At 62.6% G+C, this 12,957-nt stretch carries 11 protein-coding genes; 5 read left to right on the forward strand and 6 right to left on the reverse strand.

The window, feature by feature from the left end:
- Nucleotides 1–402 precede the first annotated feature (402 nt).
- Together NKI58_RS20565 and NKI58_RS20570 are read left to right on the forward strand one after the other, a co-directional pair.
- Entirely contained in the window at nt 403–2,208 is a 1,806-nt protein-coding gene (locus NKI58_RS20565; RefSeq protein ID WP_352785349.1) for an ABC transporter ATP-binding protein, read from the forward strand.
- Between the two features lie 134 nt (nt 2,209–2,342).
- Nucleotides 2,343–3,716: a glutamate--tRNA ligase gene (locus NKI58_RS20570; RefSeq protein ID WP_352785345.1), complete on the forward strand. Its 1,374-nt coding sequence runs from the start codon at nt 2,343–2,345 to the stop codon at nt 3,714–3,716.
- Here NKI58_RS20570 and NKI58_RS20575 read toward each other — a convergent pair.
- Both NKI58_RS20575 and NKI58_RS20580 read right to left on the reverse strand, forming a co-directional pair.
- Nucleotides 3,634–4,818 carry a DUF2865 domain-containing protein gene (locus NKI58_RS20575; RefSeq protein WP_352785342.1) on the reverse strand — a complete coding sequence of 395 codons (1,185 nt, stop codon included), beginning with the start codon at nt 4,816–4,818 and terminating at the stop codon, nt 3,634–3,636. The genes NKI58_RS20570 and NKI58_RS20575 overlap by 83 nt on opposite strands.
- Nucleotides 4,819–4,903: 85 nt before the next feature.
- Nucleotides 4,904–5,062 (reverse strand): hypothetical protein, encoded by a 159-nt coding sequence (locus NKI58_RS20580; protein ID WP_352785339.1) that lies wholly within the window; start codon nt 5,060–5,062, stop codon nt 4,904–4,906.
- Nucleotides 5,063–5,085: 23 nt separating this feature from the next.
- Between NKI58_RS20580 and NKI58_RS20585 the strand changes: the two genes are divergently transcribed.
- Nucleotides 5,086–5,706 (forward strand): DUF1287 domain-containing protein, encoded by a 621-nt coding sequence (locus tag NKI58_RS20585; protein ID WP_352785336.1) that lies wholly within the window; start codon nt 5,086–5,088, stop codon nt 5,704–5,706.
- Between the two features lie 12 nt (nt 5,707–5,718).
- Here the strand turns inward: NKI58_RS20585 and NKI58_RS20590 are convergent, their stop codons facing one another.
- The 3 genes from NKI58_RS20590 to NKI58_RS20600 all read right to left on the reverse strand — a co-directional run bounded on the left by NKI58_RS20590 (nt 5,719) and on the right by NKI58_RS20600 (nt 9,651).
- The gene (locus NKI58_RS20590) at nt 5,719–8,043 is read right to left on the reverse strand and encodes an NADP-dependent malic enzyme (protein WP_352785333.1); all 2,325 of its coding nucleotides are present in this window, start codon (nt 8,041–8,043) and stop codon (nt 5,719–5,721) included.
- Nucleotides 8,044–8,269: 226 nt separating this feature from the next.
- Nucleotides 8,270–8,707 (reverse strand): hypothetical protein, encoded by a 438-nt coding sequence (locus tag NKI58_RS20595; RefSeq protein WP_023680006.1) that lies wholly within the window; start codon nt 8,705–8,707, stop codon nt 8,270–8,272.
- A 164-nt stretch (nt 8,708–8,871) separates the two neighbouring features.
- Nucleotides 8,872–9,651 (reverse strand): SDR family oxidoreductase, encoded by a 780-nt coding sequence (locus tag NKI58_RS20600; protein ID WP_352785330.1) that lies wholly within the window; start codon nt 9,649–9,651, stop codon nt 8,872–8,874.
- A 120-nt stretch (nt 9,652–9,771) separates the two neighbouring features.
- Between NKI58_RS20600 and NKI58_RS20605 the strand changes: the two genes are divergently transcribed.
- Nucleotides 9,772–10,593 carry a UDP-2,3-diacylglucosamine diphosphatase gene (locus tag NKI58_RS20605; RefSeq protein WP_352785327.1) on the forward strand — a complete coding sequence of 274 codons (822 nt, stop codon included), beginning with the start codon at nt 9,772–9,774 and terminating at the stop codon, nt 10,591–10,593.
- A gap of 127 nt (nt 10,594–10,720) precedes the next feature.
- Nucleotides 10,721–11,938 carry an MFS transporter gene (locus tag NKI58_RS20610; protein WP_352540619.1) on the forward strand — a complete coding sequence of 406 codons (1,218 nt, stop codon included), beginning with the start codon at nt 10,721–10,723 and terminating at the stop codon, nt 11,936–11,938.
- Here NKI58_RS20610 and dgcA read toward each other — a convergent pair.
- The gene (gene dgcA / locus NKI58_RS20615) at nt 11,909–12,892 is read right to left on the reverse strand and encodes an N-acetyl-D-Glu racemase DgcA (protein ID WP_352785324.1); all 984 of its coding nucleotides are present in this window, start codon (nt 12,890–12,892) and stop codon (nt 11,909–11,911) included. The two genes, NKI58_RS20610 and dgcA, sit on opposite strands and share 30 nt — an antisense overlap.
- Nucleotides 12,893–12,957: the final 65 nt, after the last annotated feature.

The following is a 12,957-nucleotide window of genomic DNA, read 5'->3' on the forward strand; positions in this document are numbered from 1 at the left end:
TCTCATCCCCAGCCTCCGTTCGCTGAAGATCAAACCGGACAACTCGTCTGCTACCTAACCCGGACAACTCATCTGCTTACGACATTGGCTATCTACTGACTTGGCGCGGCGTTGAGGCGTCTCTATAAACACCTCTCCGCGATTCCCCTTCAGGAGGAACCGAATGCTAGGATTTGACATCGTTATGCGAGGCCGCGAAGCCTAGGTCTTGGTCAGTGCGCCGCGAGATAGCCTCGCGGCAAGGCTGAACCGAGGCAGGTATTTCGCCGCTGCCGGTCGCCGCCCCTCTACAGGGCCGCCAAATACGCCAAACCTCCGCATCTCCGGGCGCCAAACGGCGCCGACGCGGTTTTTCAATTTCTACTTTCGTGGGATCGGGCTCGTTTGCGCCCGAATGACATCATGACTCGTTTTCGAATAGATTTGCGCGCGGGCGCCTTTCGCAGCGTTCTTGGCTTCACGCTCAGCCATTGGCGGCGTCAGCCGTGGCGGCTTGCCGGCATTATGGGCACGTTCCTGCTGTCGACCTTGGCCGACGTGCTGACGCCGCTCTATTCCGGCCGGCTGGTGGATGCCGTCGCCAGCAGTGCTGCGGCCGACGATGTTGCGTGGAACGCGGCGACAGCGGCCTTTTCGATGCTGGTGGCCCTGGCGCTCACCGGTGTCGTGCTGCGCAATCTCGCCTTCATGGCCATTGTCGAGCTGACGTTGAAGATGATGGCGGATATCGCCGCCGACGCCTTCCACCGCGTCCAGCGCTTCTCCACCGACTGGCACGCCAACAGCTTCGCCGGATCGACGGTGCGCAAGATAACGCGCGGCATGTGGGCGCTCGACCTGCTCAACGACACGATCCTGATCGCGCTGCTGCCATCGGTCGTCATGCTCGTCGGCTCGACGCTGCTGCTTGGCTGGTTCTGGCCGCTGATGGGTGCTGTCGTCGCCACCGGTTCGGTTCTGTTCATCGCGGTGACGACGATGCTGTCGCTTGGCTATGTCGCGCCCGCGGCAAGGCTTGCCAATGCGTGGGATACACGGCTCGGCGGCTCGCTGGCCGACGCGGTGAGCTGCAACGCCGTGGTCAAGGGTTTTGGCGCCGAGGAACGCGAGGAGACGCGGCTTGCCGAGGTCGTCGCCAAATGGCGCGGCCGCACGCGCCGCACCTGGATGCGCGGCACTGTCAACGGCACCACGCAAGGGACGATGCTGCTGCTTTTGAGGGCAGCGGTCATCGGGTTCTCCCTGCTGTTGTGGTCGTGGGGGCAGGCGAGCGCCGGCGACGTCGCCTTCGTGCTGACCTCATTCTTCGTGCTGCAAGGCTATTTGCGCGACATCGGCACGCATATCCGCAATCTGCAGCGCTCGATCAACGACATGGAGGAACTGGTCGACTTCCAGTCCGAACCACTCGGCATTGAGGATCGGCCCGGCGCCAAACCGATCCGGATCACCGATGGCCGTATCACCTTCGACAATGTCACGTTCCATTATGGCAGCCACCGCCTGCCGCTCTATCGCGACTTTTCGGTGGACATGGCGCCGGGCGAACGGGTTGGGCTGGTTGGCCATTCGGGCTCCGGCAAAACGACATTCGTCAAGCTGATCCAGCGCCTCTATGACGTGACCGCGGGAAATATCCTGATCGACGGCCAGGACATTGCCGGTGTCGCGCAGGCGTCGCTGCGCGCACAGATCGCGATTGTCCAGCAGGAGCCGATCCTGTTTCACCGGTCGCTGGCCGAAAACATCGCCTATGCCCGGCCGGCCGCCACGCAGGCCGAGATCGAGCACGCGGCGCGATTGGCCAGCGCGCATGACTTCATCGCCAATTTGCCGAAAGGCTATGGCACGCTGGTCGGCGAGCGTGGCGTAAAGCTATCGGGTGGTGAGCGTCAGCGTGTTGCAATCGCACGCGCCTTCCTCGCCGATGCGCGCATCCTCATCCTGGACGAGGCAACGTCGAGCCTCGATTCGGAATCGGAGGTGCTGATCCAGCAGGCGATGGAGCGCTTGATGGTCGGCCGCACGACGCTGGTCATCGCCCACCGGCTGTCGACGGTGCGCGCGCTGGACAGGCTTCTGGTGTTCGATCGCGGCCGCATCGTCGAGGAGGGTTCGCATGACCAGCTGATCCGGCTGCAAGGCGGCATCTACCGTCGGCTGTTCGAACGCCAGGCGCTTGAGCTGACCAAAGGCTTGGTGATCTGACGGGTTGCGGCGCCGCGTGTCCTGATGGACGCGTGTCGCTGCAGTCTTTTCTTCGCCTTCGTCATGTTCTATGTCTGCCGCCGAGCGTGGGGGCGCGTCTTGTCAACAGCAAAACCATCCGGTACGCCCCGCTCATGACAGTTACCGTCCGTTTCGCCCCGTCACCGACCGGCCGCATCCATATCGGTAATGCGCGCACCGCTTTGTCCAATTGGCTGTTTGCCATCAAGAACAAGGGGCGCTTCATCCAGCGCTTCGACGATACCGACGTTGCCCGTTCGACGCAGGAATTTTCCGACGCTATCCTATATGACCTGCATTGGCTGGGCATCTTCCCCGATGCCACGGAGTATCAGTCGCGGCGGGTCGAAATCTACGATGCCGCACTGGAGAGGCTGAAGGAGGCCCGCCTCGTCTATGCGTGCTATGAGACGCCTGAAGAGCTCGACCTGAGGCGCAAGGTGCGCCGCACGCGTGGCCTGCCGCCAGTCTATGGCCGCGAGGCGCTGACGCTGGCACCCGAGCAGGTGGCGGAATATGAGGCCGACGGCCGGCGGCCGCACTGGCGCTTTCTGCTGCCCAACTTCAGCAGCGATCCGCTGCAGCCGGAGCGCACCGAAATCCACTGGAACGACCTGGTGCGCGGCGAAGAGACCGTCGACCTCGCCTCGCTTTCAGACCCGGTTCTGCGGCGTGAGGACGGCACCTACCTCTATACATTGCCTTCGGTTGTCGACGACATCGACATGGGCGTCAGCCATGTCATTCGCGGCGACGACCACGTCACCAATACCGGCGTCCAGATAGCCCTGTTCCGAGCACTTGGCGCGGAGCCGCCGGTGTTCGGCCACCACAATCTCCTGACAACGGCATCAGGCGAGGGACTTTCGAAGCGCACCGGCGCGCTGTCCATCCAGAGCCTGCGTGAGAGCGGCATCGAGCCGATGGCGATCGCTTCGCTGGCGGTGCTCGTCGGCACCTCGGAAAACGTCGTGGCGGTGCCAACGATGGCCGAGCTAGCCGAGCGCTTCGATCCGGCTGCAACATCGAAATCCGCCGCCAAATTCGACCCGGACGAGCTCTTCGTGCTCAACCGCACGCTGCTGCATCACATGCCGTTTTCCGAGGCGCGCGACCGGCTGATCGTGCTCGGCATCTCCGGCGAACAGGCCGAGCCTTTCTGGCTGGCCGTGCGCGGCAATCTCGACAGGCTGGCCGATGCGGCGATCTGGTGGCGTACGCTTCGAGACGGTCCAGAGGAGCCGGCGGAGTTTTCCGACGATGACCGCGACTTTCTTCGCCAGGCGTTCGAACTGCTGCCGGAGGAGCCTTGGAACGGCACCGTCTGGAAAGACTGGACCGGCAAGATCCGAGAGGCGAGCGGCCGTAAGGGCAAGGCGCTGTTCATGCCGCTCAGGCTGGCGCTTACGGGACAGCCTTCGGGTCCGGAGCTTGCAGATCTGTTGCCGCTGCTGGGTCGGGAAGGAACGTTGGCCCGACGACCCTGACCTTGCGCTGTTCTGGCGGGGGCAGGGACGTCGGCGAAGGCACGGGCTTGACGGCAAGGCGTCTGATCGCCTCACGGTCGAGACCGTCTTGCGCATTGGCCAAGGACTCCGGGTCGGCGCCCGGATCAGGCCCAGCAACCGGCAGCGGAATGAACGGGGTACTCTCTACATTCGCCTCAGATTGTGCCCGGGTTGGCGGGTTGCCGGCGATGATCTCGAAATTCTGCGCGGCATTGCAGCCGCAGGTCGGCGGCCGCGGCATGTCGGACTGCTTGTAGAGGTCGGCCGTCGGCAGTTCGATATAAGGCCTGCCGGTCACCGAAGACGTCATGGACGCCGAATCGCCATTCATGCCGCGCGTGTAGAAAACCTGCATTTCTGTGCCGGGGCAGCTCGATTCGCAATTCTTCTGGTCGCGCTCGAAATCGCCCAGTGAGGCGGCATTCGACATCGGAAAGAAATAACCGTCGCAGGTCCGCACGCACATGGTGCGGAATTCGCCTTTGGGCTGGCCCATGTCGGCGTTGTTGAGCATGGTGCGGATGTTGCCCGGCTGACTTAGTTCTTCAGCCTGGTCGGGCTCTTCGGGCCGACTGCCCAAAAGCTGGTCGAGCAGGTTTCGGTTGCCGTTTTCACGGCTGGCTTCGCGGACCGGCGCGGGCGTCCGCGCCGCCGCATCATCGCGGCAGCCATTGGCGTCAAGCAACGTCAATATGCGCGCGCGATCGCGTCGCGAACCACCGTCGGCAAGGTCGGCGCGCTTGGCCTGCAGGGCGTCGAGATTGGCTGCCATGCGATCGATGGTGGCGTCGAGTGCCGCGCATGCGTTGGCGTTGCGGCGAGACAGCGAAAAGCCGCAGCCGGCGCTGCTGGCCTGGCTGACGGCCTTTGAAATCTGCTGGCGCTGCCGGACGATTGCGTCGTCATATTTCCTGAGCAAGGCCGGTTTGCCGCCGCCACCACGAGAAGCGGCGGCAAGATCGGCTTCAAGCTGGCGGCAGAGGCGCGGAGCGGCCTGCGCCTGAGTGACGGCAATGTCGCACAGTAGCAGGGCACCGAGCAGCGCGGCGGCACGCGTCAGCTTCCAACATGCGCCCGTCATCCCTCCGAAACTCCGCCTGCCTGTCGTTCAGAAAGCTACCGCGCTTGCGGTTAACCGTTTGTTTAGCATACCGCCGATTCCAGCTTCAGCCCAAATCGGCGATGGCTTGCGCCAGTGCGCGGCTTCGATCACGACCGGTGCTGTCATGTCGACCACGCCACACGACATATTCGGACAGAGCCAGAACCGCGACATCCTGGCGTTGCACGAAAAAAGGCGTATTCGCCCAGAAGAATGCCTGCATCCAGCAATGCCCGGAGGCTTGGCATGACCGCGATTACCCGTCGAGCCGCGCTGCAATTTGGTCTTTTGTGCCTGGCGATGCCGGTTGCCATGGCGCAGGAAAAGCCCATCACGCCGGATTGGGGTACCAAATTGGTCGAAGCTGCCCGTGAGCAGATCGGCGTCACCATGCTCTACGATCCGACCTATACACGCCTGGCCTATCCGGGCGGGGACGTTGGGCCCGAGCGGGGTGTGTGCACGGATGTCGTGATCCGTGCCTATCGCCGCGCCTTCGATCTCGATCTGCAAGAATTGGTGCATGAGGATATGCGGGCCAATTTTGCCGCCTATCCGAAGGCTTGGGGCCTGAAAGCGCCGGACCGCAACATCGACCACCGCCGTGTGCCCAATCTTGCGGTCTATTTCGAGCGGCGCGGTGCCGCCTTGCCCGTCAGCCAAGACCCCGCCGACTATCGGCCTGGGGATCTTGTCGCCCAGATGCTGCCGGGCAATCTGCCGCATATTGCCATCGTGTCGTCCAATCGCTCCACTGTGGTGCCGACAAGAAGGCTGGTTATTCACAATATCGGCGGCGGCGCCAAAGAAGAGGACACTTTGTTTGCCTTCAGGCAGACAGGACATTTCCGGTTCAGGCCAATCTGAGAAAGCCCGCGGCTACCCCAGATCGACGATGGCTTGCGCCTTGTGCGCGGCTTCCACCACGGCCAGTGCCGTCATGTTGACGACGCCGCGCGACGTGACCGACGGAGTCAATATGTGCGCCGGGCTATCGGTGCCGAGCAGGATCGGGCCGACATGCAGCGCGTCCATCATTGTGCGCAGCGCCGTCAGTGTGATGTTCGCCGAATCGAGATTGGGGAACACCAGCAGATTGGCTTCGCCTTTCAGCCGCGAATGCGGATAGACGCGTTGGCGCAGCTGCTCCGACAATGCCGAGTCGGCATGCATCTCGCCGTCGCATTGCAGGTCTGGCGCGATGCGCGCCAGGATCGCCGCCGCCTGCCGCATCTTCATGGCGCTTGGCGAATCGCGGGAGCCGAAATCAGAATGCGACAGTAGCGCTGCCTTGGGCTCGATGCCGAAACGCTGAATCTCCTCGGCCGCCAGAACGGTCATTTCCGCAATCTCCTCGGCGGTCGGGTCGACCGAGACATGGGTATCGGTGAGAAAGATGATGCCGCGCTGCGAGATCAGCATGGAAAGCGTCGACAGGTCGCGATCCCTAATGCCGGCGCGTGGCCCGATGATCAGCGTGACGTTTCGCAAATGGCGCTCGAAACGGCCTTCGAGGCCGCAGACCATGGCGTCGGCGTCGCCGCGCTTCAGGGCAAGGGCGGCGATCACCGTATTGTCGGTGCGCACCATGGTGCGCGCCGCTTCCGTAGTCACCCCACGCCGGCCGGCAAGCTCGATCAAAAGGTCGACATAGTGGCGGTAACGCGGATCGTCTTCCGGGTTGATCAAGCCGAAATCGACGCCCGGCTTGATGCGCAGCCCGTAGCGCTTCAGCCGCACCTCGATGACATGCGGGCGGCCGATCAGGATCGGTTCGGCAATGCCTTCCTCGAGCACGACCTGGGCGGCGCGAAGCACGCGCTCGTCCTCGCCGTCGGCATAAATGACGCGTTTGGCGCTCGACATCTTGGCCATCGAGAACACCGGCTTCATGACCAGGCCGGAGCGGAAGACGAAGCGGTTCAGCTTGTCGATATAGGCGGCGAAATCGGTGATCGGCCGGGTCGCGACGCCGGTCTCGCAGGCTGCCTTAGCGACGGCAGGGGCAATGCGCAGGATCAGCCGCGGATCGAAAGGCGAGGGGATCAGGAACTCCGGACCAAAGATCGGCGTCTCGCCGGAATAGGCACGCGCGGCAACGTCGGACGGCTCTTCGCGGGCAAGCGCTGCAATCGCTCGCACAGCAGCCATTTTCATCTCTTCGTTGATGGCGCTTGCGCGGCAATCCAGCGCGCCACGGAAGATATAAGGAAAACAGAGTACGTTGTTGACTTGGTTGGGGAAATCGGAGCGGCCCGTGCAGATCATCGCGTCGGGCCGCGCTGCCTGCGCCGCTTCCGGCATGATCTCGGGATTGGGATTGGCCAGCGCCAGGATGAGCGGCTTGGGCGCCATATGGTGCAGCAATTCCGGCTTCAGCACGCCGGCGGCAGACAGGCCGAGAAACACGTCGGCGCCGGGCAGAACGTCGGCCAGCGTGCGCGCCTCGGTGTCCTTCACATAGGGGTCTTTCCAGCGGTCCATCTCCTCGACACGGCCTTTATGGGCGACGCCGAACCGGTCGGTGACCCAGATGTTTTCGACCCGCGCGCCGAGCGAGACCAGAAGGTTGAGGCACGCAAGCGCCGCAGCGCCGGCGCCTGACGTGACTATCTTGATGTCCGAGATGGACTTGCCGGCGAATTCCAGCCCGTTGAGCACGGCGGCAGCGACGATGATGGCGGTGCCGTGCTGGTCGTCATGGAAGACCGGTATGCCCATGCGCGCTTTCAACTGCTCCTCGACCTCGAAGCATTCGGGCGCCTTGATGTCTTCCAGGTTGATGCCGCCGAAGGTTGGTTCCAGCGCCGAGATCGTCTCGACCATGCGCTCGATGCCCGGTGCGTCGATCTCGATGTCGAAGACATCGATGCCGGCGAACTTCTTGAACAGCACCGCTTTGCCCTCCATCACCGGCTTGGAGGCGAGCGGACCGATATTGCCGAGGCCGAGCACCGCCGAACCGTTAGTGACAACGCCGACCAGATTGGCGCGGGCTGTATAGTCGGCAGCGGTTGCCGGATCGTCGCGGATTTCAAGGCAGGGGGCGGCGACACCCGGCGAATAGGCAAGCGCCAGGTCGCGCTGGTTGCCGAGCGGCTTCGTCGCCTGGATTTCAAGCTTTCCGGGACGGGGGTGCTTATGGAAATAGAGCGCTGCTTCGTCGAGGTCGGATCGGGCCGCCTTCTTGCTTTCGCCTGTCATGACGGCCGCCTCCTCAGTTCAGTCCGTTTGGTGTTTTGAGTCTCTTAGCATGCAGCCGAGCCTTTTCGAGGGGTGATATGTCGCAAGCGCGAGCTTATGGCTTCGCATCGCCCGCCGGCCTGTACGGTCTGCCATTGAAATGTTGGGGCGATAGGCGCGTTGCTGGAGCGAGCTGCGAGCCGAATGTCTGCTTCAGGTGGTTTGCGGACGATTAGGTATTCTTTCGCTAGTTCGCTGTGGGGCTGTTGCTCCTATAAAGTGCACGAAAGAAACTCTTGGAATAGCGATCGTACCAAGCGGCAGCCCACTCGCCGACAAGTCGCTCTGTCGACGACACCCTACGCCGGTAGTCGACTGTTCGGCGGATACCTCCTTCTTCCTCAAGCTCGATGTCCAGGTGAGTAAACTTTGGGGTCGCATCCGAAAACCTGAGATACATGTATGCAAACACCGCGATATGACGTTTACCCATTGATAAGCAACGATTTTCTATCGCCACCACCGCAGACTGGACTGTAGCGAAATCCTCTAGCCTAACCGCTCGTTCTAGACGAACGAAGTCAAGGAACAATCTCCTGTCGGTAATTGCAAGGTTGCCGTCGGCCGTGTCTCGAACCCCGTGCGACAGCAGTTTTTGCGCAACAAAGCGATAAATAGACGCCATTCGCCGGTCTCATTTTCATGTGCGAGGCAGGACATAACATGCGGACTAACCCTAGTCCTTGTGAACTGGGCGCCGTTTTGAGCATAATGTTGCCCTGTTTCGGCTTGCCTGAGGGCGCCTGTTGCCCGCCGTTTCCAGCGGGTATCAAGCCTTGGATTCTGCCACTAAAACGCGCTGACATAGAGGCCGCCGTCCACCGGTATGTTCTGTCCGGTCAGGTAGCCGGCATGGACCGAGCACAGAAAGGCGCAGATCTGGCCGAATTCCTCCGGTGTACCGAGCCGTTTGGCCGGAACGTTGGCTGCTGCTTGCGCTTTGCGCGCGGCGGCGGCGGCCGGATATTCGGGCGTGCCGGCCTCGTGCGGGCCGCGTAGCCGATCGGTGTCGAGTTTGCCCGGCAGCATGTTATTGATAGTCACGTTGCGGTCGATCACTGTCCGTGCGACGCCGGCCAGGAACGAAGTGAGGCCGGCGCGGGCGCCAGACGACAGGTCGAGGCCGGGGATAGGCACATAGACCGACAGCGAGGTGATGTTGACGATACGGCCGAAGCCGCGCGCCGCCATGCCGTCGATCACGGCCTGAACCAGTTCGACAGGGGTCACCATGTTCTGGGTGACGCCCTCGAGGATCTTTTCGCGGTCGAGCGCGCGGAAATCGCGAAACGGCGGACCGCCATTGTTGTTGACGAGGATGTCGGGATCGGGGCAGGCGGCAAGCAGCGCCTTCTGGACATCGGGCTTGGACACGTCGCCGACGATTTCGGTCACCTTGACGCCGAATTTCTCGCGCAGTTCAGCGGCAGTTTTGGCCAGCACGTCGGCGTTGCGGCCATTGACCACCAGATCGCAACCTGCCTCTGCCAGTGCCATGGCGCAGCCGCGTCCCAAGCCTTTGCTGGAAGCGCAGACGATGGCCTTCTTGCTGCGAATGCCGAGATCCATGGTGATTTTCTCCTCTGATTGCCGCGGCAACCTATCCGGATGGCTGGACCAATCGCAACCGTCATACGGTTGTTGCATGAATCGGGGCATAGGCTCAGGCGAAAGCAACGGTGACAAATGATGTCCGGCGCAGAGCCCCGCACTTTCCGCAGCATGTTCATCTCCGACGTCCATCTCGGATCGAAGGCGGCGAAGGCCGAGTTCCTGATCGATTTCCTGCGCCATCACGATGCCGATATCATCTATCTCGTCGGCGACGTCGTCGACGGCTGGCGCTTGAGACGGAGCTGGCATTGGCCGCAGAGCCACAATGACGTCGTCCAGAAGTTGCTGCGCAAGGCGCGCAAGGGCGCCAGTATCACCTACATCGCCGGAAACCATGACGAGTTCGCGCGCCAGTTCCAGGGCGTTCATTTCGGCGGCATTGTCGTCGCCGACCGCGCCATCCATGAGACCGCCGATGGCAAACGCCTTCTTGTCATCCATGGCGACCAGTTCGACACCGTCGTCCATAATGCGCGCTGGCTGGCCTATCTTGGCGACTACGCCTATGACGCGGCGATGCTGGTCAACCGCGTCATCACGCGCCTGCGCCAGGTGCTCGGCCTGCCTTACTGGTCGTTCTCGTCCTGGGCCAAGGTCAAGGTCAAGAAGGCGGTGAATTTCATCGGCTCGTTCCAGACCGTGCTGACCGAGGAGGCGCGCCGCTCGCATGTCGACGGCGTGATCTGCGGGCACATCCACCATGCCGCGATCGAAAGCTATGAGGACGTGCAATACATCAACACCGGCGATTGGGTGGAGAGCTGCACGGCGGTGGTCGAGCATTTTGACGGCCGGATGGAGATCCTGCACTGGGCGCATGTCCTGCCGGAGACTCCGGTCGGCAGCGAGGTGCTCGTGCCGATCGACATCAAGGGCAGGGCAGTCCAGGCGGCTTGACCAAATCCGGCCGCATCTCGCTTCAATCGGTTAGTCCAGCGGTTTCATCGACTTTTTCGCCGTGTTAAGCAGCGGCAGGTGTGGCGGGCCGACCCGGCTGAGTGCCGTGCCGACGGATCGCCTGTCAATGTCCTCGCTGCCGCCGCTTTCGCCCGAACAGCTCGTCAAGCCACGCCATTTCGAACTGCGCATGAGCTTGATCTTCTTTACGCTCTTCGTTCCGCTCGGGACGCATGTGCCGTATTTCCCGCTGTGGCTGCAGGCGAAGGGGTTCCATGCCGAACAGATAGCCGTGATCCTGGCCGCGCCGATGTTCCTGCGCGTGGCGACGACGCCTTTTCTTACTGCGCTGGCAGACAAAGCGAGCGACCGCGCCAATGTCTATGTTGCGCTGGTCGCCGCATCGCTGATCCTGTCCGCCGGCTACCTCCTGCCGCCGACCTACGCAACGGTACTTGCCGTGTCGCTGGCCCTGACGGTCGTCTGGACGCCGCATTCGCCGATTGCCGATTCGCTCGCCCTTTCAGGTGTTCGCCGCTTCGGCTCGAATTACGCAAGCATGCGCAAATGGGGCTCGATCTCCTATCTCTGCGCCAATCTCGCCGGCGGTTTCATCCTGTCGGCGAGCGGTGCCCAGGCTGTCCCGGTGATCATCTTCGCGGCGCTGTGTGCCGCGCTAGCCGCCGGACTGATTGCGCCGCGCCTCGGCCGTCCACGCCGCGCCTCGCCGCTTTCGGCCGCCGATATCCAGCAATCGGCACCGAAACTCCTCAACCGGTACTTCCTCTATTTTTCGACAGGCGTCGGCGTCATCACCGCCAGCCACGCATTTCTCTACGGTTTCGTGTCGATCTACTGGAAGTCGATCGGCATCAGCGATTCGGTTGTCGGGCTTCTGTGGGGGTGGGGCGTCGTCGCCGAGATATGCATGTTCGTCGTTTTCACCCGCGCTTTCGCCTCCTTCTCGGTCGTCTCGATCATGCTGATTGCCGGGATTGGCGCGATCGTGCGCTGGTTCGCCTTTCCGCTGATCTGGCCGCTTGGGCTTGGCGTTGGCGGGTTTTTCGCGATCCAGACGCTGCACGCGGTTTCGGTGGCGCTGGTGCTGATCGGCCTGCAAAAGATGATCGGTGAGACGGTCGCGGAAGAACGCACCGGGGCGGCGCAAGGCATCGCCTACTTCTCCAATGGCTTCTTCATGGCGGCGGCGACGCTGATTTCCGGTCCTCTTTACGACCGCTTCGGCGCGAATGGCTTCTTTGCGATGATCCCGATCGCCCTGACGGGCCTGGCTCTGATCGGACTTGCCGCGCGTTCAGCCCCACAGCGCCCGCTCGGGCGGTGACACCAGCGAACCTTGGTAGACGAGACCGGGAACGCGGTCGCGGGCCAGCAGCAGCGGACCGTCGAGATCGACGAAATCGGCATCCTGCGCCAACAGCACGGCCGGCGCCATCGCAAGCGATGTGCCGACCATACAGCCGACCATGACACCAAGACCCAGTTCGCGGGCGCGGTCGCGAAGCACGAGTGCAGCGGTCAGGCCACCCGATTTGTCGAGCTTGATGTTGACGGCGTCGTAAAGGCCGACAAGCGCTTCAAGGTCCTTCGCCTCGTGCACGCTTTCGTCGGCACAGATCGGTACCGGATGCGCAATGTGGCGAAGAATACCGTCATGTCCCGCCGGCAGCGGCTGTTCGATCAAGGCGATACCGTGCTCGGCGGCAAAGGCGAGGTTTGCGACGATATTGTCGTCATTCCAGCCCTCATTGGCGTCGAGAATGATTCGGCTGTCGGGTGCTGCCGCCGTCACTGCACGGATGCGCGCGATGTCGTTGTCGCCGCCGATCTTGACCTTGAGTAGCGGGCGCTGGGCGTTAGCGCGGGCCTGCGCCGCCATCGCCTCCGGCTCGTCGAGCGACAATGTATACGCCGTCTCAAGCGGTCGTAACGGAACGGTTCGTATCGTATGCGCCACCGGTGTTCCGCTGATCTTCGCTTCCAGGTCCCAGAGCGCGCAGTCGATGGCACTGCGTGCCGCGCCGGCAGGCATGGCATCGAGCAGGGCGATGCGGCTGATGCCGCGCGCGATCTCGCTGCGCATCGCCTCGATCGCGTCGCGCACACCCTCCATGGTTTCGCCATAGCGCTTGTAAGGAACGCATTCGCCGCGGCCTGTACGGCCGTTTTCGGCAATGGCGCAGGAAATCACCTCCGCTTCGGTCTTCGAGCCGCGCGAAATGGTAAAGGTCCCGGCTATCGGAAAGCGCTCGGCCTCGACCGAAATGACACGCGCCATATTTTTCTGCTCCAGCTGTGCGACAAGGAGGATATCGGCAAATCGACAGGTCGGCCCCGTCAGGC

This window comes from Mesorhizobium sp. M0522, assembly GCF_040321085.1.
GTDB lineage: Bacteria > Pseudomonadota > Alphaproteobacteria > Rhizobiales > Rhizobiaceae > Mesorhizobium.

What these genes read in the sequence shown, in the direction of transcription:
- NKI58_RS20565 (WP_352785349.1), top strand. Translation starts at nt 403, where the DNA reads ATGACTCGTTTTCGAATAGATTTGCGCGCGGGCGCCTTTCGCAGCGTT.
- NKI58_RS20570 (WP_352785345.1), top strand. Translation starts at nt 2,343, where the DNA reads ATGACAGTTACCGTCCGTTTCGCCCCGTCACCGACCGGCCGCATCCAT.
- NKI58_RS20575 (WP_352785342.1), bottom strand. Translation starts at nt 4,818, where the DNA reads ATGACGGGCGCATGTTGGAAGCTGACGCGTGCCGCCGCGCTGCTCGGT.
- NKI58_RS20580 (WP_352785339.1), bottom strand. Translation starts at nt 5,062, where the DNA reads ATGCAGGCATTCTTCTGGGCGAATACGCCTTTTTTCGTGCAACGCCAG.
- NKI58_RS20585 (WP_352785336.1), top strand. Translation starts at nt 5,086, where the DNA reads ATGACCGCGATTACCCGTCGAGCCGCGCTGCAATTTGGTCTTTTGTGC.
- NKI58_RS20590 (WP_352785333.1), bottom strand. Translation starts at nt 8,043, where the DNA reads ATGACAGGCGAAAGCAAGAAGGCGGCCCGATCCGACCTCGACGAAGCA.
- NKI58_RS20595 (WP_023680006.1), bottom strand. Translation starts at nt 8,707, where the DNA reads ATGGCGTCTATTTATCGCTTTGTTGCGCAAAAACTGCTGTCGCACGGG.
- NKI58_RS20600 (WP_352785330.1), bottom strand. Translation starts at nt 9,651, where the DNA reads ATGGATCTCGGCATTCGCAGCAAGAAGGCCATCGTCTGCGCTTCCAGC.
- NKI58_RS20605 (WP_352785327.1), top strand. Translation starts at nt 9,772, where the DNA reads ATGTCCGGCGCAGAGCCCCGCACTTTCCGCAGCATGTTCATCTCCGAC.
- NKI58_RS20610 (WP_352540619.1), top strand. Translation starts at nt 10,721, where the DNA reads ATGTCCTCGCTGCCGCCGCTTTCGCCCGAACAGCTCGTCAAGCCACGC.
- dgcA (WP_352785324.1), bottom strand. Translation starts at nt 12,892, where the DNA reads ATGGCGCGTGTCATTTCGGTCGAGGCCGAGCGCTTTCCGATAGCCGGG.